The sequence below is a fragment of the Cupriavidus sp. U2 genome (assembly GCF_009663685.2).
GTDB classification, from domain to species: domain Bacteria; phylum Pseudomonadota; class Gammaproteobacteria; order Burkholderiales; family Burkholderiaceae; genus Cupriavidus; species Cupriavidus necator_C.
This window is the reverse complement of record NZ_RCOG02000006.1, coordinates 12879-33801: the sequence shown is the minus strand read 5'-3', so window position 1 is coordinate 33801 and position 20923 is coordinate 12879. Positions and strand designations below refer to the sequence as shown.

The window sequence follows — 20923 nt, the reverse complement described above, 5'->3', positions numbered from 1 at the left end:
ACGGCGCTGCCCTGGCGCGAAGCGATCACCCCGCAGGCCCCGCACGCGCAGGTTCCCGCACGTCGCGCACGCTGTGTGCGCTACCCCACGTTGGCGTAGGCGTTTCCGTGAAAATCTACACGCCACGCTACCGGATTTTCCGCGTTGCAGCCGCGCGGAAGGGGCGCCAGCGTCTGAACGTACGCCAACCCGCGCAATCGCCTCCGCCGGAGGCGGGGAGCCACTCCATGACCCAGATTTCGGTCGTCACCGTCAACTACAACAACCGCGCCGGGCTGGGCCGGACGATGGACAGTGTGGCCATGCAGCACGCCGACACGTTCCAGGTCCAGTACCTCGTCATCGACGGCGGCTCCACCGACGGCTCGGTGGAACTGGCGCAGTCGCGCGCCGCCGAGATCGACGTATTCGTCAGCGAACCGGACAACGGCGTCTACGCCGCCATGAACAAGGGCCTCGCGCGCGCCACCGGCGAGTGGGTGCTGTTCATGAACTCCGGCGACTGCTTTGCCAGGCCCGACGCGCTGTCCATCATCGTGAAGGCCGCCCACGAGCACCGGGGCGCCTGGCTGATCTACGGCGACAACATCAGCCCGCGTGGCCTGGAGCCGGCGGCGCCGCTGCACCGGCTGAAGGCGGGCGTGATCCACGCCTGCCACCAGGCCATGGCGTTCCGCGTCTGCGACCTGCGCTACGATGAAAAGTGGCGCATCTACAGCGACCTCGATTTCGTCCTGCAGTACTACAAGCGGTTCAAGGCCAAGGCGTTCCGCCACGTGCCCGTCGCGTTGTCGCTGATCGAGGAAAGCGGCCTCAGCGCGTCGTTCCCAGGCGCCAAGCGCCGCGAGAAGTTCGGCATCGTCTACGAGCGGATGGGGCTGGCAGGGCTGATCTTCGCCCTCGCGTCATCGGTGCTGGCCGCCATCGACCTGCTCTGACCCGCCGCGCTGATATCAGTTGGCGTCGTGGAAAATGATTCCCAGTGTCTGCCGATGACCGCTGCGCAGCCGGCTGACACCGTGACGCAACGTGACCCGGTACGTCCCCCGCGTGCCTTGCACCGGCCGCTGATGCACGGCAAACACCACGGCATCGCCCTTGCCCAGCGCCACCACCTCGGCGCGGGACTGCATGCGCGGGCGCTGCTCGGTCATCACGAATTCGCCGCCAGTGAAATCCTTGCCCGGCTCCGATAGCAAAATGGCCACTTGCAACGGAAACACGTTGTCGCCATACAGGTCCTGATGCAGACAGTTGTAATCGCCGGCCTCGTAGCGCAGCAGCAGCGGCGTGGGGCGCAGCGGGCCGGCACGGTGGCATCGGGCCAGGTAATCGCCGTGCTCGGCGGGATAATCGACGTCGATGCCCATGGCCGCGTTCCACCGGTTCGCGATGGTAGCCAGATGTGGATACAGCGCGGCGCGCAAGGCCCCCACGACGTCCGGCAGCGGATAGGAGAAATACTTGTACTCGCCGCTGCCGAAGCCATGCCGGCGCATGTCGATACGCGAGCGGAACAGCGCTTCGTCCCAATACAGCGCGGCCAGTTCGTCGCATCTTGCCGGAGATATCAGTTCCCGAATCACGGCACAGCCGTAGGCGTCCAGGTCGTGGCTGACGGCCGGCCAGTCCAGTGCATCGACCCGATGCTGGACGGCGGCGGATGGAGATCGTGTCTTCATGTCGAATTACCCGATGCCAGATAGGTCTGTGGTACCCCGGTGTCCGCAGGCCTTGTATGTGCGCACTGGCACGTTGGACGCCGCGGGCGACTGCTACGCTGCGTCAACTTCATGGAAACCGCCTCTGGCGTACGCGCGTGCCCTCTTCGATCCGGGGTCGATTCAGCGGTGATCCCGCCTCCCAATGGCTGCCACGCGCCGCCTCGGTGGTGCTATTTGTTGCACTTTGCGCGCTGGTCACCCATTGGGTGCTGACGTTCAGCGCGATGCGAACCATTCCCGTACCCAAGTCCGCGCGCATCGCCCGCACCGACGCCGTGGAGACCGGCGCCATCGCCACGCTGTTTGGCGGCAGCGCGCAGCCGGGCGTGCGCGACATCCAGTTGATCGGCGTGGTGGCCGATCTCGATGGCCCTGGCCGATCTGCCGCCATCATCTCGCTCGATGGCGGCTCGCCCAAGGCAGTCCGCGCCGGAGCGTCGCTGTCCTCGGAGATCCGCCTGACCGAGATCCATGGGCGCAATATCGTCATCGAGCGCAATGGGGTGCGGCAGGAAATCGCGCTGCCACTGCAGGACACCGCCTCGGCGGGCCGCCCGGGGAATGTCCCCGCGTCGCCCCCGTCTGGCGCCGCTGCCCCGTTGGCGACGCCGATGCCTGCCCCGATCCAGTCGTCGCCGCCGCAATCTGCCAACGCATCAGCGCGGCAGCCCTCGCAGCCGCCGCAACAAGACGTCCAGCCCCAGCCACCACCGCAGGCCGAGCCCCAGCCGAGCCCGCAGGAGATCCCGCAGATTCCCGGGCAGCCGTTCAGGGCCGTACAGCCGCCCGGCGGGTGATTCAGCCCGACCCAGGCACCGCAAACCCTACTCACCTTCATGGACAAAAATATTCCTTGAAATGAGATCGATTCCCATTTACTATCCAACCACTGTCTGACGCACGGCCCCGCCGGGGCGGACAGGAACAGATTGCTGGGCGTGGTAGCGATGGATCGATACGGCGCCCGATACCGTCTTTTGTGGGGACCGCTCCGACACACGGAGCGTTTGGTAGTAGCCAGCTCCAGGAAGATCGGGAAAACATCCAGACCCCGTTTTCCCGATCACGTCATCCTGCAGCAAGCCAGGCCACCTTTTTATTCCGCGCGCCACGCAGGCACAGCGCGCCGTCCGGAGCGATGCAACGTGTTCGATCCGACGCTTCCCGCCTGCTTCCGCCACGATCTGGCGGAAGGTTGGCCGGCCAAGGGCGCCGGCCCCAGCTTTCCGCCGTGGATCCACCGCCTGGAGTATTAACCGTGCGTCCCAGTGGGGCGCGAGCCGCCGCATGACTACTTCCACAGTGAACTCCGAAGCCGTACCTCTCAAGCGCGCGGGCCTGAAAGCCACGTCCCCGCGCATGCACGTGCTGGAAGCGTTCCGCAATAGCGACCGCCGCCACCTGAGCGCGGAAGACGTCTATCGGATCCTGCTCGACCTCGATGTCGATGCGGGGCTGTCCACCGTCTACCGCGTGCTCAACCAGCTGGTGCAGGCCAATATCTTGCTGCGCCACAGTTTCGAGTCCGACCATGCCGTGTTCGAACTCAACGAGGGCGGCCATCACGACCACCTGATCTGTATCGCCTGCGGCGTGGTGGAGGAATTCAGCGACGAAGGCATCGAGGCGCGCCAACAGCAGGTAGCCGCGCAGAACGACTTTGTGCTGCGCGAGCACATGCTCGTGCTCTATGGCCTGTGCCCGGCCTGCAGTCAGATGTCGAGACGGCCACCGGCATCCTCCGGAAGTAACGCGGACGTTTCTTACACAAACACGAAGTGCCGTTACAAAGGCGTGCAATCGGTAATACGCCAGATGGGTAGAGTGGAGCCATAGCACCTTACCCACTGGTGATCACGATGAACAAGCGCCCCCTGTATCTCTCCCTCCTCGTTGCCGGCGCCGCCGCGCTGGCCACTTCCACTGCCGCCATGGCGCGCGTCGATGTCGATGTGAATTTCGGCGTGCCCGTTGCGCCGGCGCCGGTCGTCGTGGCGCCAGCCCCGGCCTATGTGCAGCCCCAGCCGGTCTATGTGGCGCCGCCGCCCCCGCCGCCGGTGGTCTATCGCCCGGCACCGCCCGTCGTCGTTGCACCGGCACCCGCCCTGGTGATCGGCTGGCATAACGACCGGTACTGGGACGGCCGCCGCTGGTACGACCGCCGCGAATATCACGCCTGGCACGACCATGGCCGGGGCCCCGACCACTATCGCGGCGATGATCGCGGCTACTACCGCCGCTGAGCGCCGGCTCTCGGTACGCGTTGCATCATGACCGCGCCACGGCCGGCGCTGGCGCAGGCGTGGCGGGCCGCAACACCAGCCAGACCGCCCCGCCGATCAGCAGCATGCCGGCCGCGTGCGCCCACGACAGCGTCTCGCCCAGGAACATCCAGCCCCACACGATGCCGAACGGCGGAATCAGGAACGTGACGGTCAGCGACCGCACCGGGCCGAGATCGGCGATCAGCCTGAAATACAGCACGTAGGCGATGGCGGTGCAGAACATGCCCAGTCCAAGCATGCCGGCCCACACACCCATGCCGGCCGCAGGCAGCGTGTTATCGCGGATCAACGCCGCCGCGCTGAAGGGCAACAGGAACAGCGTGGCACCGACCAGGCTGCCGCCCGCCACAAGCCGGCTGTCCAGCCCGCCCCGCGCAGTGATCCAACGACGCGTCAGAAATCCGGCCAGCCCATAGCACGACGTCGCCACCAGGCACGCCAGCGCGCCCAGCAACACGTCGTGCGAGAAGACCACCGGGCCCGTGCGCGTCAGCACCGCCACGCCGGCCAGGCCCAGCAGCACTCCCGCCGCCTTGGCGCGCGTCAGTTTCTCGGCAAAGAACAGCGAGCCGATCACCACCCCCATCAGCGGTGTCATGGCGTTGAAAATGGCCGAATAGCCAGCCGGCAGCCACAACGCGGCCACCGAATACATCACGAACGGAATGCCCGAATTGATGACGCCCAGCATGACCACCGCTGGCCACTTGCCTTGCATGTTCCATTTCAGGCCCAGCATGGGCAGACAGGCCGCCAGCGTGATGGCGCCAATCAGCACCCGGAAGAACGCCGTCGGCAGCGGCCCCAGGACCGGCGCGGCAATGCGGATGAACAGGAAGCTGGCGCCCCAGATGGCGGAGAGCAGCAGGAGGCGAAACAGATCGGCAGGCTTCATCAGTTCGATTCAGGCAATGATTGGGTTCAAAGACAGCAAACCGTTGCAGTAACGCGACAAATGCTGCACTTTACAATGCTTCCATGCGATTCAGGCGCAAATCCATGATGCGCATTTCAGCGCAAATCCACGCGCGTGGCTGGCTGGAAGCGGACATGCGCCCCGAGCGCGCGTACGGCCGAAGGGACGAAAAACTGGCGAAATCACGCCCAAAAATGGGGCAACAGCGGCGTTTGTTGCGCCTTCGCCGCAATATCGCTTTCGAAAGCCTTACGGAATCACCCCCCGGTGGTAGGGGTCACTACCACAGGGCGTGACATCGCGTATTCAGTTCCATTAAAATCTGCCCTGCGCCAGAGTTAATTGACCCCTCCGACGCATTCCCGACAAGCCGCCAGGCAACCCTGGCGGCTTCTTTTTTTTCTGGCGTCGAGAATCACGTATCGTAACGACTACGGAGCGTGCAAGGGGATGGGGCGCTTCGTTCACGTTGCATTCCCGCGTCAACCGCCACCCCGGCTTTTGCGTTGCCTGCCACATGAAACGACAGTTCCTCGGCTTGCTAGCCCGCGTCTACGTCATGCAATTCGCCATGGAGGTGCCCGCCACCGTGGCCATGCTTGCAGAAATGCTCATGGAATACGGATTCCAGGTGGACATCGGCACGGTACGACCTCTGCTGCGTGCGCTGCAGATGGAAGGCTATCTCGAAAGCGTCCTGCGCGATGGCATCGGGCGCGTCTACCTGCTGACCGAGCAGGGCCGCGAAGAGCTCGCGAGCAGCCGGTCGCGCATCGACGACCTGTACCGGCGCCTGCACAATCCCACAGGGGTCGGAGAACCGGCCGTGGTCACCACGAATACCTGAGCGCCCCCGCTCTCACCGACAACCCGGCGTTGCGCGCCATGCGCGAGCCGGGTTTCTTTTTGGCCGGGGCGTACCCGTTTCTGCGTGCGTTTTTGTATGACGCGCCGCTCACGCCGCGTCGGCAAACCCTTTTCCGCCCAGCAAGATCTGGCGCAGCGCATCGAGCCCCACGGGCTGGCAGAACAGGAAGCCCTGCACCGCATCGCAACCTTCGCCGCGCAGGAATTCGAACTGCGCCTTCGACTCGACACCCTCCGCCACCACCTGCAGGTGCAGCTGATGGCCTAGCGCGATGATTGCGGCCGCCACGGCGCGGTCGTGTCCCGGCATGGCCAGGTCATCGACAAAGGACTTGTCGATCTTCAGCTTGCTGATTGGCAGGCGCGTCAGGTAGCCCAGGCCTGAATAGCCGGTGCCGAAGTCGTCGATCGACACACCGACGCCAAGCTGCCGCACACGGCGGAACGTCTCGATCGTCTTTTCGCCACCGTCCACCAGGATGCCTTCGGTGACTTCGATCGTCAGGCTGGCCGCCGGCAGGTCGGCGGCTTGCAGGCACTGCGCCACGGTTTCCGGAAAATTCGCCTGCCGCAGTTGCAGCGGCGAGATGTTGACGGCCACGTCGATGTCGAGCCCCAGCTCTTGCCGCAGCGACTGGATCTCGCGGCAGGCCGTGGCCAGCGTCCACGCGCCCAGCGCGCCGATCAGGCCGCACTGCTCGGCAACGGGGATGAACTCGGCGGGCCGCATCGGTCCGCGCTCGGGCGTTTCCCAGGCGATCAGGGCTTCCACGCCCACCACGGCAAGCGTGGCGACATCGACGATCGGCTGGTAGCGCAGCCGGAACTCCTGCTCGGCCAGCGCACGGCGCAGCAGCGCCTCGATCGTGAAGCGGGCCAGCGACGCCTGCGCCATCTCCGTGGCAAATCGACGTAGTTGCGCGCGGCCATCCTGCTTGGCGGCGTACATCGCCGAATCGGCCGACTTCATCAGGTTGGTCAGCGTGTCGCCGTCGTCGGGATAGACGGCCATGCCCAGCGACGGCGTCACACGCAGCGACTGGCCCGCGATCTGCAGGTCTTCCGACACCCGCGCCAGGATCTTGGCCGCCGCCAGTTCCGCTTCGCTGTCGTGACGCAGGCCGCCCAGCACCACGGCGAACTCGTCCCCACCCATGCGGGCCACCACGTCGCGCGGCCGCACCGCGCCGCGGATGCGGTCGGCGATGGTGCGCAGCACGTCGTCGCCCACCGGATGCCCCAGCGTTTCGTTGATGTGCTTGAAGTGGTCCAGGTCCAGAAGCAGCAGCGCCACGCGATGACCGTGGCGGCGCGCGTCGGCCAGCACCGTTTCAGTACGTGCGTTCAGTTCGGTGCGATTGGGCAGGCCGGTCAGCGCATCGTGCTGGGCCAGATGCCGGATGTATTCGTCCACCCGCCGGCGTTCGGTCAGGTCGTGGGCGATCACCAGAAAGCCGCCTTCGGTGCTGCCGTCGGCCAGCGCCGTCACCGTCAGATGCACGGGCAACCGCGATCCGCCCTTGCGCAGGTACGTCCAGTCGCGGCCATCTGTCACGCCCAGCCGGGCCTTGGCCACCAGCGCCGGCAACCCCGGCTCGACCGTTTCGCCGATCTCGCCCGACAGTTCGCGCGCGTGCGCGGCCACCTCGTCGGCATCGTGCAGGCTGGCATAGGGCATGCGGCCAACGAGTTCGGTCTCGGCGTACCAGAGCATGCGCTGCCCGGCCCGGTTGATGCCCGTGATCATGCCGTAGGCATCGAACGTGATGACGCAGAACGGCGCGTGATCCATCAGCCGCGCGTAGCGCAGGCTGGCGGTGGCCGCGCTCTGTTCGGCACGGGCCAGACTTTCGCGCAGGCCGGCGGCCACCGCGCTGCCCGCCTGTCCGGCCAGCGACGCCTGCCGGCGGGCATCGCGCCGTTCCCGTGCCAGCCGGAACGCCAGCCATGCCATCAGCCAGGTGGCCAGCGCGCCCAGCGCGAGCACGCGCATGCCATAGCGGCCGGCGTGCGCGGCCTCGAAGCCGGGCCGCGTGGCGGCGCGCAGCGTCCAGGTGCGGCCGCCGAATTCGATCTGCCGGTCGGCCTCGATCATCGGCTTGCGGTGGTCGTCGCGGCGTTCGGCCTCGGGCACACCGCCTGACAGCAAGGCGCCGGCGGCGGCCGAAGGTCCTTCGAACAGCGTCAGCACCAGATCGCCCGACACGCCGCTGCTCACGCCGCGCATCAGGTCGCCAAGCCGCAGCGAGACGTACACCACGCCGGACAGCGCATCGCGCCGTTCGGTGGAGGTGGCTGACGGTACCCCGGCCGGGAACACCGGCGCATAGAGCAACGCACCGCGCTGCGGCGCCTGCGCTTCCACCTCGCGGATCAGGGCCAGGCCTTCGGTCAGCCTGGGCTGGCCGCTGTCGCGCGCGGCTTCCAGCGCCGCGCGGCGCGCCGGGTCGGTGAGCAGGTCAAAGCCCAGCGCCCTGGCGTTGCGGCCGCTGGGCGGCTCGTTGAAGAGAATCGGGGCGTACTGCGCACGCTCGCCCGGCGGATAGACCTCGAAGTCGCTCACGCCATCGGCATGGGCCCCAGCCACGACGCCGGCCAGCTGTGCCTGGGGCACGAGCGGGGCGTAACCGATCGACTGGGTGCCCGTCGGCAGTTCGTCAAGTTGCGCCGAATAGAGGTAGTTGCGCCACTGCGCCCGCGTGGTGTGGCCATTGGCGGCCATCAGGGCGGCGGCCCCGCGCAGCAGGCGTTCGTTTTCCTGCAAGCGGTCGGTCAGCGCATCGGCGGTGCGGCCCAGCATGGCGCCCACATCCTGTTCGGCCACCCGGCGCTCCAGGCCCGTGGCCAGGCGCCAGGCTCCCGCCGTCAGCAGCGCCCCCCCTGCGGTAACCAGCAGCGAGAGCACGACAGGAGACAGCAGGCGCAATTTCATGAATGAAGGGGGCGGGACAGGATCATGCCAAGCCTGGGCATACATTACGTAACATGGATCGCCGCACTATAACCTGCCCCCAAGCGCCCGCACAGTGGCGTCACACACACATGCGTGCGGGCGGCGTAAAGGTGGGGCTGGGCCCCTGTCACGCGATTGTCAAACCCCGGATTGCCCGGGCTGAACCAAACGGGTGTGCCGTGATACCGTTCGGCTGCCTTGTCGTACCCTTGCACTGGATGTCCAGGCGCGACGAAAGGCCTTTCGGACGCCGTGGCCCCTGAGGCGCCCTGACCTCTGACATCCCGCATTGCCGTGCCGGCGTCGTATTTGGACCCATGCCCCGATTTTTGCCATCGCTCAAGGCGCGCATTGCGCTGATCACCACGGTACTTGCAGCCGTGCTGGGCAGCGGCATCGTGCTCGGTTCGCTCTTCTACGCACACCGCGACCTCGAGGATGTGCTGCAGAACCAGCAGGACTCGATCGTCAAGCTGTCGGCCGACCAGCTGGACACGGCCATGGAAGACCGCATCGTGATGCTGACCCACCTGGCGCCGCAGCTGAGCGCGCCGTTGGCGGCCGCGCACGGCATGTCGCCCGACGCGCTGCGCAACCGGGTCAAGGATGTGGTGACGCGCACGGTGCCGGTGCCCGAGGCATTCGATTCCGTCCTGGTGGCCGACGCCAGCGGCACCCTGCTCAGCATGAGCGGGGCCGCCCCGGCCGACATCAGCGACCGCACCTACTTCCGCGAAGCCGCCCGTACCCGCAACGTGGTCGTGGCCGCCCCGTTGCGGGCACGTATCGACGGCTCGATGGGCGCGCTGCTGGCGGTGCCAATCCTGTCGCCATCGGGTACGTTCCTGGGCCTGGTGGCCGGCTGGCTTAACCTCGGGCATCCGAATTTTCTGGTCGAAATCGGCCACAGCCGGCTGGGGATCACCGGTTTCTACTGCCTGGTGTCGGCCGGCGCGGCGCCGGTGTACATCCAACATCCCGACCCTGCGCAGGCCCACCAGCCCGCCAGCGCCGCCGGCAATACCTGCGGTGTCGACGACACTGCCGCACCACTGGAATTCCTGACGCCCACGCGGCCCGTGATCGCCCGGCGGCTGATGGCCACCACCGGCTGGGAGCTGGTGGCCGTGCTGCCCGCGCACGAGGCCTACGCACCGCTGCGGCAGTTGCAGCGGCGCTTTCTGATGATGTCTGGCATCGTGCTGGCCGTGGTGGCCCTGCTGATCTGGCTGGCGGTGCGCCGGCTGCTGACGCCGTTGTCGCGGCTGCACCAGGTGGTGCGCGACAGCGCCAGCGACGTGGACGCCTTCGAGCGCCTGCCGAAGCGGCCCCAGCGCGACGAAATTGGCGACGTCACACGTGCCTTTATCCGCCTGATGCAGGACGTGCGGCAGCGCGGGCAGCAACTGGCGCGCAGCGAACGCCGGTTGCGCGCCGTGACCGATACCCTGCCCGCGCTGCTGGCGTTCATCGACAACGACGAGCATTACGTCTTCAACAACGCGGCCTATGAACGGGCGTTCGGCCTGTCTGTCGAGCAGATCCGCGGCATGACCGTACGCGAACTGCTGGGCGAGGAACGCTATCTGCGCGCCCGCCCGTACCTGCAGCAGGCGCTGGCGGGCAGCGTGGTCAGTTTCGAGGGCGAGTACGAGTTTCCGCGCCACCACTGGATGGAAACCACCTATCGGCCCGAATGGAGCGAGGACGGCAAGCAGGTGGTGGGCGTGCATATCCACGTGCTGGACATCACGCAGCGCAAGCTGGAGACCCAGCGGCTATCGCATCTGTCGCGTACCGATCACCTGACCCAACTGCAGAATCGCAGTGCGTTCGAGGCGCATCTGCGCGATGCCATGGCCCTTTCCCGAAATGAGGATCGCCTGATGGCGCTGCTCTACCTGGACATGGACCGCTTCAAGGCCGTCAACGACATCCACGGCCATGCCACTGGCGACCTGCTGTTGCAATCCTTCGCACTGCGGCTGCGCCGCTGCGTGCGCCACCAGGACCCTGTGGCCCGGCTGGGCGGCGACGAATTCGCGGTGATCCTGGCGGACATCGAATCCCCGCTGGCGGCGCGGCGCGTGGCCGAGGCCATCCTGGAATCGGTGGGCCGGCAGTTCTATTTCGATGGGGTGGTGACCGACGTCGATGTCAGCATCGGCGTGGCCTTGTACCGGGGCGAGCCGCTCAGCGAGGATGCACTGATGCGCATGGCCGATGTGCTGCTGTATCGCGCCAAGGCAGCCGGCCGGGGCCGCTATGAAATCGGCCCCGAGGCGCTGCTGGCAATGCAAGCGTGACCCGGCTGGCGGCGGCCGGTGCGGGCCACTGACGACTTTCGGCGCTGAAAGCCGCCCCTGTCGCCGGGTCGGTGCGTCGTCAATGTTTGGTCGACTCGTCGGAAGCGTCCGATGCCAGCGGTGCGTCGGCGTCGAACGGCACGTGGCGGCCGTCCGCCGACTGGTAACCGAGCTTGGCGTTTTCGCCCATCATCCGCTCGTAGGCCAGCATGGCTTCGGCCACCGCCTTCGATTCTCCCTTGAACACCACCACGTCGTTGCCGCAGTTCGGGCACTGGCCGCCGAACACGGCGTCGATACCGTGCAGGCCCGGCGCGGGAATGGCATCGAAATTCGTGAATGCGGTCTTGCAAGATCCGCAGACCAGCTGTGCCGGCCGCAAGGCGTCGATGCGTGCCCGTGCCTGTTGTGCCCGTTCCTCGGGCGTACCCCGCCGTTTTGCGTCACCCATGATGCTGTCCTTTCCACTGGCGGATTGTGTCAATCACTGCCTTCTGCGCGCTTCGTCGGTCATCCGCCATTTGCATGGCCGACCATGAACGCCACAGAAACAATGCAGTGGCGGCCATTGTAGAACAGTCCGGCGGCAGGGCCATCAACGGGGCGTGCCGGCCCGGCGTGCCGGCATGGTCGCGGTACGCCTGCTATTGTGGATAACGGTTGCCTACCCCTTACCCCCCTTAGGAGGACACCGATGATTCGACCCAACGTGAAGGAAAACTTCAACCGTTACGCCGACTGCATCGCCGCGTGCAATGCGGCCGCGGCGGCCTGCCTGAAATGCGCCGCCGCGTGCCTGGAAGAGCCCGACACGAAGAAAATGACCCGCTGCATCGCCCTGGACATGGATTGCGCAGGCATTGCCAACCTGGCTGCGTCATACATGCTGCGCAACAGCGAATTCGCGCCACTGGTGTGCGAAGACTGCGCCGAAGTGTGCAAGTGGTGCGCCGAGGAATGCGAGCGCCATGACCATTGGCACTGCCAGGAATGTGCCAAGGCGTGTGCCGCCTGTATGGAAATGTGCCTGAAAATGACCGCGTGACCCCGTCGCCCGCGTTGACGGCCCCATGGATCGTTACGCCGGGTCGACGCGGGCATTTCGCCAGGCAACCGCCGCCGGCCGCGCGCACAAGCACACGCCGGCGGCAGGGCCATGCGGCGCATATGCCACCGGACGGCTATCCTGTTGGTCTGCTCAGCTTGAGTTGTGACCTCTTTCCTGAAGGAGTCAGTCCATGTCCGACAAGTCCACCGCCACCCGCATCGAGAAAGACAGCCTGGGAGACGTTGCCGTCCCCGCCGATCATCTCTGGGGTGCGCAGACCGAAAGGTCGCGTCAGAATTTCCGCATCGGCAGTGAAAAGATGCCGCCCGCGCTGATCGAGGCCTTCGCGGTGCTGAAACTGTGCGCCGCGCGCGCCAACCGCGAACTGGGCGTACTGAAGCCCGACGTGGCCGACGCCATCGAAAAGGCCGCCGAGGAAGTGATCGCCGGCAAATGGCCCAACGAGTTCCCGCTGGTGGTCTGGCAGACCGGTTCCGGCACGCAGACCAACATGAACCTCAACGAGGTCATCTCGAATCGCGCCATCCAGATGCTGGGCGGCGAGGTCGGCAGCAAGAAGCCGGTGCATCCGAACGACCACGTCAACGCCAGCCAGTCGTCGAACGACAGTTTTCCGACGGCGATGCATATCGCCGCCACGCGTGCCATCCAGCAGACGCTGTTGCCGTCGCTGGAGAAACTGCAACAAACCTTCGCAAAGAAGGTGGAAGCCTTCTCCGATATCGTCAAGGTCGGCCGCACCCATCTGCAGGATGCGGTGCCGCTGACGCTGGGCCAGGAATTTTCCGGCTACATGACGCAGGTGGCCGATGCCCAGTCGCGCCTGCAGCAGGCCATGCTGCGCGCGATGCCGGTGCCGCAGGGCGGCACGGCCGTCGGAACGGGCCTGAATTCGCCGCAGGGCTTCGCCGCCGCGTTCGCGCGGGCGCTCGCCGGCTACACCGGCCTGCCGTTCGAACCGGCGCCGAACCGCTATGCGCTGCAAGCCGCGCACGATGCGCTGGCAGACCTGTCGGGCGCGCTCAATACCACCGCTTCGTCGTTCCTGAAGATTGCCCGCGACTTCATGCTGCTGGGCTCGGGTCCGCGCGCGGGATTTGCCGAGTTGCAGTTGCCCGCCAACGAGCCCGGTTCGTCGATCATGCCCGGCAAGGTCAATCCGACCCAGGCCGAGGCGCTGGCGATGGTCTGTTGCCGCGTGATCGGCAACCACACCACCGTGACGCTGGCCAACAGCCTGGGCACGCTGGAGCTGAACGCCTACAAGCCGGTCATCATCTACAGCTTGTTGCAATCTGTGACATTGCTGGCCGATGCGGCCGCCAGCTTCGCCGAGCACATGGTGGAAGGCGTGGAACCCGACCGTGCCCGCATCCAGGAACTGCTGGAACGGTCGCTGATGTCGGTGACGGCGCTGAACCCGCATATCGGCTACGACAAGGCTGCCGAGATCGCCAAGCTCGCGGTCAAGAAGAACCTGTCGCTACGTGAAGCGGCCATCGATTCGGGCCACGTCACCAACGAGCAGTTCGACCAGTGGATCGACTTCAAGGCGCTGACCAGAGAAGTCTGACGCCGATCTCACACGGCGAAGCGGAACGGCCGGCGGCGTAGCACGGTCTATGCGAAACCCCGGCCGCGCGGCGCAACGCCGCGCGCAACTCAAGAATCTGCCATGTTCCGCTTTCGCCTTTCTATCGCCTTTGCCCTGCTCGTGGCGCTGGTCTGCATCCAGGCCGGCTTTGTCTACTGGGGCGCCAATCGCGTCAATGACTACGCGCAGCACAGCCGGCTGGCCAGCGACATCCTGTCCGAACTGCTGGACCTGTCCGCCAACAAGCAGCGGCTGCGCGTGTGGGCATCGCAGCGGCTGATGAATGCCGATGCCGCGCCCGAGGTGCGTGACCGGCTGCTGGACACCATGAAGCGCGGCGCCGCCCGGCTGCAGGAACTCGCGCAGCGCGACATCGTGCTGTGGAACGAGATCTCCGCGCTCGACGGCGTACCGATCCCGCCGGAAGTCAACGCGCTGGCCAGCATGACCGACCTGCTCGGCGACAACATCGTCGCCGTGGAAAAGCGGCTGGTCGCCCTGCAGCCGTTGCCGCGCGACGCCGACTTCGCCGGGGTATGGCGGGAGCTGAACGACGTCTTCGACAAGGCGCGGGGCCGCGATTTAAGAGAATTGCTATATGGCGCGATTGATCGTCAGCGCGCCGCCGTGCCGCTGGCGCGCGCTGCCACCGAACGTGGCCTGGACCGCGTGCGCGCGCAGGCCTTCGGCATGGCGGCCGTCACGCTGCTGGCTGCCATCGTGCTGGCCTGGCAACTGGGGCGCCGGCTCAAGCGTCCGCTGGACCAGCTGCTCGAAGGCGTGGGCGCGCTGCGGGCCGGCGCACTCGACTACCGGCTGCCGATTCGTTCGGGTGACGAATTCGAACATGTGGCCGAGGGCTTCAACGCCATGGCTGCCGAACTGCAACAGCATCGTAGCGATGCCGATGCCGCACGACGCCGCCTGGAAGACGCCGTGCAGGCCCGTACGGCCGAACTGAGTTCCGCGCATGAAACCCTCCAGCGCATCGACCAGCGCCGCCGGCAACTGTTTGCCGACCTGGGGCATGAACTGCGCACGCCCACCACGGCCATCCGCGGCGAGGCCGAGATCGCGCTGCGTGGGGGCGAGAAGCCGGCGCAGGAATATCGCCATGCCCTGCAGCAGATCGTCGGCGCGGCCGAGCAACTGACCGGGCATATCAATGATCTGCTACTGATTGCCCGTGCCGAGGCTGACCAACTGGTGATGCAGCCGCAACGCGTGGCCCTGTTGCCGCTGCTGCAGGACGCCGCCGACTTTGCCGATGCGCTGGGCGCCGAGCATGACGTGCGCATCGCGCTGCAATGGCCCGAAGCGGCCGGCGGCATCACGGTCATGGCCGATGCCGACCGGCTGCGCCAGGCCATCGTGATCCTGCTGGATAACGCGATTCGCTATTCGCCGCGTGGCAGCACCGTGTATCTGCGCTGTCACGTGGTGCCAACCGGCGTGCGTATCGAAGTGGAGGACCATGGCATCGGCATCGATGCGGACGAACTGGCATTGGTCTTCGAGCGTTTCGTGCGGGGCCGGCGCGCGCGGGCACATCGCGCCGACGGCACCGGCATCGGGCTGTCGATCGCGCAGGCCATCGTCCAGGCCCATCACGGCAGCCTCACGCTGGGCCAGGTCGACCCGCACGGCACGCGTGCATGCATCGACATCCCCGGCGGCCACCAACCCGCCGTCACCGCCAACGCCATCGCAAGCCATGAACATCCTGGTCATTGAAGACGACGCCCGCGTGGCCGATTTCCTGGTGCGCGGCCTCCGCGCCGAGGGCTACCTCGTCCAGCTGGCCCGCACCGGCCCCGAAGGCCTGGACATGGCGCGCCGGGGCGATGCCGCACTGTTGCTGCTCGATCTGATGCTGCCCGGCATCAATGGCCTGGAGCTGTGCCAGACGTTGCGCGCAGAGCGCAATCACGTGCCGATCCTGATACTGACCTCGCTCAGCGACGTGGGCGACCGCGTGGCAGGCCTGCGTCTTGGCGCCGACGACTACCTGACCAAGCCGTTCGCGTTCGAGGAACTGCTGGCACGCATCGAGGCACTCCTGCGGCGCGGCCGGGAACAGCAGCCCAAGGCGCAGCAGTTGCAGGTGGCCGACCTGGTCCTCGACCGCGAACGCATGCAGGTCTCGCGCGGTGGCAATGCCATCGCGCTGACAGCCAAGGAACTGGCCTTCCTGGAACTGCTGATGAGCGCCCCGGGGCGGGTCTTCAGCCGCGAGCGCATCTTGTCGAACGTCTGGGGCGCCAACGAAGACCCGCTGACCAATATCGTCGATGTCTACGTGCGCCGCCTGCGCGGCAAGATCGACGATGGCCACGCGTTGCCGTTGCTGAAGACCGTGCGCGGGCTGGGCTACCGGATCGACGACACGCCCTGAGCAAGGCGTGAAGCACACTGCAACACCACTGCGACACTCTGTTCATCTTCCATTCATCTTTTCGTCAGCATCGCTTCATCGAACACGCCGGCTGCGGTTAACGTTGGCGCCCGAGAATCAACCTGTGCCGATTCACCGGCGCCGTACCCGCAGGGTGCGATGACGACTCTGATCACAGGAAACTTCGATGAAATACGTGGGTGCCGCTTCTCTTATCACCGTCGCCGCAGGCGTTCTGTTTGCTTCGATGCCCGCCACCGCGCAAACTGCCGCCCCGGCGTGCGCGCCCGCGACCGAGCAGCAGATCGCCGGCCTGTTCGATCGCTGGAACGATTCGCTGCGCACCGGTGACCCGGACAAGGTGGTGGCCAACTACGCACCCGATGGGGTGTTGCTGCCGACGGTGTCGAACCAGGCCCGTAACACGCCGGCCGGCATCAAGGACTACTTCGTCAAGTTCCTGAAGGGCAAGCCGCAGGGCTCGATCGACGACCGCTTCATCCGGATCGGCTGCAACGTGGCGCAGGACGTGGGCAACTACACGTTCCGCTTCGCCGACGGCAAGACGGTCCATGCCCGATACACCTATGTCTACGAGTGGAAGGACGGCAAATGGTTGATTGCCCACCACCATTCGTCGGCCATGCCCGAGCCGACCGGCAAGCACTGATCGACGGTCGATTGCCCGAATGAAAAAAGGCGCCGGAGTGTATCCGGCGCCTTTTCGATTTTTAGCTGGCTATCGCATCGTTGATGCGGCGAATTGGCGATTCAACGACGTCCCCGGCGCTGGCAGGATCACGTCCACTGCGCCAGTACGAACACCCCTGCCGCCGCACCGCATACCACACCAATGCCGCGGCCGATCAGCATGTTGTCGAGTTCATCGTCCAGCACAAACGGGTCCTGGCCGTGCCACACCGTGCGCTTGAGCAGCGGGCGCGGAAGGACGATGCACGCGGCGATCGCCACGCCGACCAGCACGTGCGCGATCCGGCCGATGCCCAGATCTTCCAGCGGCAGCGTTGCCAGCAGCACCATCACCACCACCGTCACGATCACGGCCAGGAAGATGCCGCCGAACAGTCGATCAACTGGATGTTTCATGATTCACTCCTGACCAGACAGCGCGCCCGATGGTTCGCCCGATGGTTCGCCTGATCGTTCGCCGGACTGTTCCTCGTGCGCGGCAGCCAGCCCAAGCAGATGGCCGTTGACGCGTGTCACCACCTCGCTCCAGCCACCCGCACCCTGATTCCGGAACAGCCGCATCGTGGGATACCACGGGCTATCCTCGCGCACCAGGTGCCAGCGCCAGTCCGCATAGGCGGGCAGCAGCAGCCACACCGGCTTGCCCATCGCGCCGGCAACGTGGGCAACCGAAGTGTCCACTGTCAGCACGACGTCCAGCGCGTCGATGGCCCGCGCCGTGTCCATCATGCTTTGCAACGTGGCGCCGACATCGTGGAAGTTGGGCAGGCGCGCCGCCCAGGCCGCGGCCTCGTCGGCGCCCTGGCCTTTCTGCAGGCTGTAGAACTCGATGTCGCGATGGGCGAACAGCGGATCGAGCACCGAAAGCGACGGCAACGACCGGAACCTGTCGTTCTCGTGATTGGGCGCCCCCTTGAACGCGATGCCGACCTTGAGCGCGCCGCCCCCACCCGGGAGGTCGAACTTCGGCGATCCGGGCGGTATCCGCAGGTAAGGCACCGAATCGGGCAGAACGTCGAGCTCCACCGGCAAGAAGGCCGGGATGTCGTGCGGGTAGACCCAGTAGTCATGCGCCGGCAACGTGGCCGTCTGATCGACAGCCACCACGGCGTCCGCCTCGCCCGATGCCTCGAACAGCGCCACCAGCGGCTTCTGGCACACCACCGTCACCGTTGCCGCACCGGACTGATCGCGCAGCATCCGCGCAAAACGCAGGAAGAAGATCTCGTCGCCAAGCCCGAACTCGCTCCAGATCACGATGGACTTGCCGAGCAGCGGCTGACCTGTCCATTCCTCGATGTGCTTCGGCGGCTCGGCCGTGGTGCGGCGTTGCCACGGCCAGCCCCGGACGCGCTCGGCGCGCAGCGCGAATCCCTCGTGGATCTTTCCGCGCGAAATCATGAACAGGAACTGGTACAGCTTCGGATTCCATTCGTCCGGCAGCCGTTCGACGGCCTGCTCCCATAGTGCCTCCACCTCGTCGTCGAGCTGCCATCGCTGCAGCAGCATCGCCGCCCGTTGCGTGACGTCGAAACGATAGGGATAGGTCCGCACCGCGCCCAGGCATTCCCGCAGGCAGGCTTGTGCGTTCTGGGCGCGTCCGGCAACCAGGAAGAATTCATCGGGTGTGGGAACCTGCCGCTTGCGCAGCACGACTTCAATCGCCCGTTCGGCCAGCGGCCCGCCGGCCGCACCCTCCGTGCCACTGTTTTCAACATGGTGATCGCGGACCACGGCGATGCGTTCGCAGGCTGCCACCGCGGCGACCGACCGCACCACATCCAGCATATTGACCGACGCCGGCAGTGCACTGGCCGGCTTGCAGACCGTAAAGCTTGCGCGACGCGAGGGATCGATCTGGCTGGGCCACTTGCCCTGTTCCTCCAGATCCTCGTCGGGGACGGTCAGCACCAGATAGCCACCCGGCTTCACCAGGTCCAGCCAGCGCGCCACGGCTTTGGTCGGATTGGCCACGTTTTGCAGGCATTGGCCAGCATGGACGAAATCGAACGCGCGCTCTTCCACGCCCGGCACTGCAGCGACATCGCCGTGCCACGGCACCACGCGCACCACCCGGGGGAACAGGCTGCTGCTTGCGGCGAGGTCCGATTCGCGAACGCCGATATCGAGGCCAACACCGGCAAAGTAGTGCTGAACGAAACACGGGTCATGCGCGCGGCGCAGGACCGCCTTGATCGACGGGTTCATGATGCTTGCGCCTCGCCGGCAGGCAGCTTCTGGCTCCAGATTTCCTCGATCCGTTCGCCAAGGATCTCCGGCCGGCCCTTGAAGATCAGCTTCTCGATCGCCTGCGGGCCCGCCAGCTGCGCGGTCAGTGCATCCCGCTCCTCCTTGTCTTCGATCATGCGCAGCGCGGCATCGACATACGCTTCCTTCGTTTTGGCGATGGTCCACTCCGGAAAGCCAAGCCGATGGAACATCCCCTCGTCGATATGTTCGTGGACTTCCCGCCCCGTCTTGCACACCCCGACCAGGCCGGCCCAGACTGTATCGACAATGCCATTGGTGTTGCCGAACGGGAACGGGTTCAAGAACATGTCGCAATCTGCAATCACCTTCATGTAGCTGTGATAGTTCTGGTGCTTGTACACCACAGCATCTTCACCGACGATGCGCCGCACCAGGTTGCGCACCTGCGGGAAGACCAACCCGCTGGCCTGGCCCACCAGGAAGTGGAACTGCACAGGCACCTTGGACTGGCGCGCGATCGTCGCGCAGGTTTCAAGGAAGCCGGGATTGAGCTTGATCGTGGTGCCTGCGACGGCGATCTTGACCACGTCGGACGTCGACGGCGTCTTCGTCGGCAACTCAAGCTCGAGCATGGCGGCGGGCGGCCGATACGGCATGCCATCGGATGGCAGTTTCAGCAATTTTTCGCTGAAGCACGATTCGTCGCCCACGTAGTCTTCTTCCACCACCACGTAGTCCATCGCATGGCCGTGGGTCGTGGCCGGGTGGCCCAGCGCCATCATCTGCAGCGGCGCCACGCGCAGGCAGCCCAGCACCATGGTGATGGGGAACATGCCGACGCTGGGCATGTACATCACCTGCGCCTGGTATTTCTCGCTCGTGTCGCGAATGTGCCGCGCATGGTCCCAGACGCTGTTGCCCTCGATCGTGATGAACTCGTGGAAGACCTCCCGGCCCGCATCGTCCACGCGGTCGCCGTAGCCCATCCCCACCAGGTGGAAGCGGTCGCGCATGGCCACCATGGTCTGCGAGTGGGTGCGATAGATCGAGTGGTTCTTCGAGAACCACTCCAACACCACCAGCAACACAGGCTTGCCGTTGGCGGCCACGGCGGCGGGGCGTTCAACATCGAACATGCCAAGTGTTGCCAATTTGCGCCGGATCAAGGTGTTGATGGGCTTCTTGATGTCGTGCTTGCTCGCGATGTCGGCATAGCTGCAATGCATGTAGACATCGTGCATCACACCCATCGGCAACATGTCGACGCTGTCGATCTGGTCCAGACGTTCCGGCAGCCAGCGCAGCAGCAGCTCGCGCTTGGCATGGGCCGAAGGCGTGGCCAGGAAGCGCGACGACATCATGGCCATTGCCAGCCCGGCCGTCACCACCTTGTTGTGCTCCCAAAGGGCATCCCAATCGAGCCGGACTTCGGACTCCGGCAGATAGAACAACTGAAACTTGCGCAGATCCGACGTCCGCAACTGCAGCGAATAGCGCGCCTCCTCATCCAGACCCAGCGTACGCAACACATGATCCGCATTGCGGAAGGGGCTGGCCGCAAACATCGCCGCCAGCCATCGCTGGTATTGCAGCAGCAGCGCGCCGCCGTGATCGGTAATCCGGAATTCCGGGTCGGTGGCCAGGCTGCTGATGGCCGACGTCAGACGCGTCAGCAGATGGTCGTCCATGATGTCGCGCGCTTCGCCCGACTGCGCCCATTCGTCGATATCCATCAGGATGCCGTAATGGTTGTCGATGCGACTCAGCAAGGCCACCAGTTCGCGCCCCGCTTTCTCGTGTTCGCGGCGATAGCACAGATATTCGAACTTGTTAATGCTGAAGATCGAAGGTTTTGTCATGATCATTTTCCTGTAGAGGGACAATCGTTCCGG

18 protein-coding genes are annotated in these 20923 nt (G+C 65.8%); 11 read left to right on the top strand and 7 right to left on the bottom strand.

Going from position 1 to position 20923, the window contains the following annotated elements:
* Positions 1 to 227 precede the first annotated feature (227 nt).
* Positions 228 to 938 (top strand): glycosyltransferase family 2 protein, encoded by a 711-nt coding sequence (locus D9X30_RS05990; RefSeq protein ID WP_153946843.1) that lies wholly within the window; start codon positions 228 to 230, stop codon positions 936 to 938.
* A 15-nt stretch (positions 939 to 953) separates the two neighbouring features.
* Here D9X30_RS05990 and D9X30_RS05985 read toward each other — a convergent pair whose 3' ends face one another.
* Positions 954 to 1682, bottom strand: a complete 729-nt coding sequence (locus tag D9X30_RS05985; protein WP_153946842.1) for a 2OG-Fe(II) oxygenase — start codon at positions 1680 to 1682, stop codon at positions 954 to 956.
* Positions 1683 to 1819: 137 nt separating this feature from the next.
* Here D9X30_RS05985 and D9X30_RS05980 point away from each other — a divergent pair, with 137 nt between their 5' ends.
* From D9X30_RS05980 to D9X30_RS05970, 3 genes are all read left to right on the top strand, one after another.
* Positions 1820 to 2521 (top strand): type II secretion system protein N, encoded by a 702-nt coding sequence (locus tag D9X30_RS05980; protein ID WP_502799613.1) that lies wholly within the window; start codon positions 1820 to 1822, stop codon positions 2519 to 2521.
* A gap of 490 nt (positions 2522 to 3011) precedes the next feature.
* Positions 3012 to 3560 (top strand): ferric iron uptake transcriptional regulator, encoded by a 549-nt coding sequence (gene fur, locus D9X30_RS05975; protein ID WP_153946841.1) that lies wholly within the window; start codon positions 3012 to 3014, stop codon positions 3558 to 3560.
* A 23-nt stretch (positions 3561 to 3583) separates the two neighbouring features.
* Positions 3584 to 3967 carry a hypothetical protein gene (locus D9X30_RS05970; protein ID WP_153946840.1) on the top strand — a complete coding sequence of 128 codons (384 nt, stop codon included), beginning with the start codon at positions 3584 to 3586 and terminating at the stop codon, positions 3965 to 3967.
* 25 nt (positions 3968 to 3992) lie between these two features.
* Here the strand turns inward: D9X30_RS05970 and D9X30_RS05965 are convergent, their stop codons facing one another.
* Entirely contained in the window at positions 3993 to 4904 is a 912-nt protein-coding gene (locus D9X30_RS05965; RefSeq protein ID WP_153946839.1) for a DMT family transporter, read from the bottom strand.
* Between the two features lie 538 nt (positions 4905 to 5442).
* On the opposite strand from D9X30_RS05965, the gene D9X30_RS05960 reads away from it, so the two are divergent.
* Positions 5443 to 5772 (top strand): PadR family transcriptional regulator, encoded by a 330-nt coding sequence (locus tag D9X30_RS05960; protein ID WP_049816016.1) that lies wholly within the window; start codon positions 5443 to 5445, stop codon positions 5770 to 5772.
* 108 nt (positions 5773 to 5880) lie between these two features.
* Here D9X30_RS05960 and D9X30_RS05955 read toward each other — a convergent pair whose 3' ends face one another.
* Positions 5881 to 8724: a bifunctional diguanylate cyclase/phosphodiesterase gene (locus D9X30_RS05955; RefSeq protein ID WP_153946838.1), complete on the bottom strand. Its 2844-nt coding sequence runs from the start codon at positions 8722 to 8724 to the stop codon at positions 5881 to 5883.
* A 338-nt stretch (positions 8725 to 9062) separates the two neighbouring features.
* On the opposite strand from D9X30_RS05955, the gene D9X30_RS05950 reads away from it, so the two are divergent.
* Positions 9063 to 11051, top strand: a complete 1989-nt coding sequence (locus D9X30_RS05950; protein WP_153946837.1) for a sensor domain-containing diguanylate cyclase — start codon at positions 9063 to 9065, stop codon at positions 11049 to 11051.
* Positions 11052 to 11130: 79 nt separating this feature from the next.
* On the opposite strand, the gene D9X30_RS05945 is transcribed toward D9X30_RS05950, so the two are convergent.
* The gene (locus tag D9X30_RS05945) at positions 11131 to 11502 is read right to left on the bottom strand and encodes a hypothetical protein (protein WP_092597255.1); all 372 of its coding nucleotides are present in this window, start codon (positions 11500 to 11502) and stop codon (positions 11131 to 11133) included.
* 243 nt (positions 11503 to 11745) lie between these two features.
* Here D9X30_RS05945 and D9X30_RS05940 point away from each other — a divergent pair, with 243 nt between their 5' ends.
* The 5 genes from D9X30_RS05940 to D9X30_RS05920 all read left to right on the top strand — a co-directional run bounded on the left by D9X30_RS05940 (position 11746) and on the right by D9X30_RS05920 (position 16779).
* Positions 11746 to 12096 carry a four-helix bundle copper-binding protein gene (locus tag D9X30_RS05940; RefSeq protein ID WP_092597258.1) on the top strand — a complete coding sequence of 117 codons (351 nt, stop codon included), beginning with the start codon at positions 11746 to 11748 and terminating at the stop codon, positions 12094 to 12096.
* Positions 12097 to 12289: 193 nt separating this feature from the next.
* Complete coding sequence (gene fumC, locus D9X30_RS05935; protein WP_153946836.1) at positions 12290 to 13693, top strand: class II fumarate hydratase; 1404 nt, start codon at positions 12290 to 12292, stop codon at positions 13691 to 13693.
* A 102-nt stretch (positions 13694 to 13795) separates the two neighbouring features.
* Complete coding sequence (locus tag D9X30_RS05930) at positions 13796 to 15448, top strand: sensor histidine kinase (protein WP_153946835.1); 1653 nt, start codon at positions 13796 to 13798, stop codon at positions 15446 to 15448.
* Positions 15429 to 16109: a response regulator transcription factor gene (locus tag D9X30_RS05925; protein WP_153946834.1), complete on the top strand. Its 681-nt coding sequence runs from the start codon at positions 15429 to 15431 to the stop codon at positions 16107 to 16109. Before D9X30_RS05930 ends, D9X30_RS05925 begins: the two co-directional genes overlap by 20 nt.
* A 187-nt stretch (positions 16110 to 16296) precedes the next feature.
* Positions 16297 to 16779 (top strand): SgcJ/EcaC family oxidoreductase, encoded by a 483-nt coding sequence (locus tag D9X30_RS05920; RefSeq protein WP_153946833.1) that lies wholly within the window; start codon positions 16297 to 16299, stop codon positions 16777 to 16779.
* 128 nt (positions 16780 to 16907) lie between these two features.
* Here the strand turns inward: D9X30_RS05920 and D9X30_RS05915 are convergent, their stop codons facing one another.
* The 3 genes from D9X30_RS05915 to D9X30_RS05905 are packed head-to-tail and all read right to left on the bottom strand — an operon-like array spanning position 16908 to position 20896.
* Entirely contained in the window at positions 16908 to 17216 is a 309-nt protein-coding gene (locus D9X30_RS05915) for a hypothetical protein (protein ID WP_153946832.1), read from the bottom strand.
* Positions 17217 to 17219: 3 nt separating this feature from the next.
* On the bottom strand, positions 17220 to 19028 hold the full coding sequence (locus tag D9X30_RS05910; protein WP_153946831.1) for a class I SAM-dependent methyltransferase: 1809 nt from the start codon (positions 19026 to 19028) through the stop codon (positions 17220 to 17222).
* Positions 19025 to 20896, bottom strand: a complete 1872-nt coding sequence (locus D9X30_RS05905) for a peptide transporter (protein ID WP_153946830.1) — start codon at positions 20894 to 20896, stop codon at positions 19025 to 19027. The genes D9X30_RS05910 and D9X30_RS05905 overlap by 4 nt, the downstream gene beginning before the upstream one ends.
* Positions 20897 to 20923: the final 27 nt, after the last annotated feature.

Excerpts from the sequence above, each read along its gene's own strand:
- D9X30_RS05990 (WP_153946843.1), top strand. The coding sequence starts at position 228 with ATGACCCAGATTTCGGTCGTCACCGTCAACTACAACAACCGCGCCGGG.
- D9X30_RS05985 (WP_153946842.1), bottom strand. The coding sequence starts at position 1,682 with ATGAAGACACGATCTCCATCCGCCGCCGTCCAGCATCGGGTCGATGCA.
- fur (WP_153946841.1), top strand. The coding sequence starts at position 3,012 with ATGACTACTTCCACAGTGAACTCCGAAGCCGTACCTCTCAAGCGCGCG.
- D9X30_RS05970 (WP_153946840.1), top strand. The coding sequence starts at position 3,584 with ATGAACAAGCGCCCCCTGTATCTCTCCCTCCTCGTTGCCGGCGCCGCC.
- D9X30_RS05965 (WP_153946839.1), bottom strand. The coding sequence starts at position 4,904 with ATGAAGCCTGCCGATCTGTTTCGCCTCCTGCTGCTCTCCGCCATCTGG.
- D9X30_RS05960 (WP_049816016.1), top strand. The coding sequence starts at position 5,443 with ATGAAACGACAGTTCCTCGGCTTGCTAGCCCGCGTCTACGTCATGCAA.
- D9X30_RS05955 (WP_153946838.1), bottom strand. The coding sequence starts at position 8,724 with ATGAAATTGCGCCTGCTGTCTCCTGTCGTGCTCTCGCTGCTGGTTACC.
- D9X30_RS05950 (WP_153946837.1), top strand. The coding sequence starts at position 9,063 with ATGCCCCGATTTTTGCCATCGCTCAAGGCGCGCATTGCGCTGATCACC.
- D9X30_RS05945 (WP_092597255.1), bottom strand. The coding sequence starts at position 11,502 with ATGGGTGACGCAAAACGGCGGGGTACGCCCGAGGAACGGGCACAACAG.
- D9X30_RS05940 (WP_092597258.1), top strand. The coding sequence starts at position 11,746 with ATGATTCGACCCAACGTGAAGGAAAACTTCAACCGTTACGCCGACTGC.
- fumC (WP_153946836.1), top strand. The coding sequence starts at position 12,290 with ATGTCCGACAAGTCCACCGCCACCCGCATCGAGAAAGACAGCCTGGGA.
- D9X30_RS05930 (WP_153946835.1), top strand. The coding sequence starts at position 13,796 with ATGTTCCGCTTTCGCCTTTCTATCGCCTTTGCCCTGCTCGTGGCGCTG.
- D9X30_RS05925 (WP_153946834.1), top strand. The coding sequence starts at position 15,429 with ATGAACATCCTGGTCATTGAAGACGACGCCCGCGTGGCCGATTTCCTG.
- D9X30_RS05920 (WP_153946833.1), top strand. The coding sequence starts at position 16,297 with ATGAAATACGTGGGTGCCGCTTCTCTTATCACCGTCGCCGCAGGCGTT.
- D9X30_RS05915 (WP_153946832.1), bottom strand. The coding sequence starts at position 17,216 with ATGAAACATCCAGTTGATCGACTGTTCGGCGGCATCTTCCTGGCCGTG.
- D9X30_RS05910 (WP_153946831.1), bottom strand. The coding sequence starts at position 19,028 with ATGAACCCGTCGATCAAGGCGGTCCTGCGCCGCGCGCATGACCCGTGT.
- D9X30_RS05905 (WP_153946830.1), bottom strand. The coding sequence starts at position 20,896 with ATGATCATGACAAAACCTTCGATCTTCAGCATTAACAAGTTCGAATAT.